The organism is Streptococcus sp. VTCC 12886, from assembly GCF_049893425.1.
Lineage (GTDB): Bacteria > Bacillota > Bacilli > Lactobacillales > Streptococcaceae > Streptococcus > Streptococcus suis_AA.
Map to the genome: position 1 here is coordinate 1 of NZ_JBMVJB010000073.1, position 1,105 is coordinate 1,105.

The 1,105-nt window shown below is 41.8% G+C and carries 1 protein-coding gene; it reads left to right on the forward strand.

Features of this window, described 5'->3' with window-relative positions; genetic code table 11:
• Nucleotides 1-38: 38 nt before the first annotated feature.
• Nucleotides 39-1,105 (forward strand): IS3 family transposase gene (locus tag ACPC57_RS11520; protein ID WP_434067002.1). Its coding sequence is split into 2 segments (ribosomal slippage), with 1,068 coding nucleotides annotated over them: nt 39-315 and nt 315-1,105; the frame shifts between segments, so codons are not numbered across the junction. This gene is flagged as partial in the annotation.

The following is a 1,105-nucleotide window of genomic DNA, read 5'->3' on the forward strand; positions in this document are numbered from 1 at the left end:
ATAAAGTGTTCTACACTAAAGAAAAGAGGAGAACAGATATGTCTAGAAAAATTCGCCGTTACTTCACAGATGACTTCAAACAACAAATCGTTGACTTGCACAATGCAGGTAGAAAACGCAGTGAACTGATCAAAGAATATGATTTAACACCCTCAACCTTCGATAAATGGGTTAAACAAGCAAGAACAACTGGTTCCTTTAAAACTGTCGATAATCTGACAGATGAACAACGTGAGTTGATAGAACTCAGAAAACGAAATAAAGAGCTCGAAATGCAATTAGACATTCTAAAGCAAGCGGCAGTGATTATGGCACGAAAAGGGAAATAATCACTGCTAACAAGGATAAATACAGCATTTCAGCCATGTGTCGTTGGTTGAAGATTCCTCGCTCTAGCTATTACTACAAAGCTGTAGTGCCAGTATCTGAGGCACAACTTGAAGAAATGGTGGAGCGTATTTTTCTTGACAGTAAGTCCAGATACGGCGCTAGGAAGATTAAGAAATGTCTGGAAGCACAAGGGATCACCTTGTCTCGCCGTCGGATTCGTCGCATCATGAAGAGATTGAATTTGGTTTCTGTTTACCAGAAGGCTACCTTCAAACCGCATTCTAAAGGGAAGAATGAAGCACCAGTTCCGAATTTCTTAGAGAGACAGTTTAACCAACAAAAACCATTGGAAACCCTTGTGACGGACTTAACCTATGTTCGTGTTGCCAATCGTTGGGCTTACGTTTGCTTGATCATTGACCTCTTCAACCGTGAAATTATTGGCCTATCTCTTGGTTGGCACAAGACTGCTGACTTGGTCAAAGAAGCCATTCAAAGCATTCCCTACGCCCTGACCAAGGTCAAACTCTTCCATTCTGATCGTGGTAAGGAGTTTGATAATGCCTTGATTGATGAGATGTTAAAAGCCTTTGGCATCACACGTTCGCTGAGTCAAGCGGGTTGTCCTTATGACAATGCGGTAGCTGAGAGTACCTATCGCTCCTTCAAACTGGAGTTTATCAACCAAGAAAACTTCCGCTCTTTGGAAGAATTAACCCTTAAAACTAAGGATTATGTCCACTGGTGGAATCACCATCGCATCCACAGCACACTT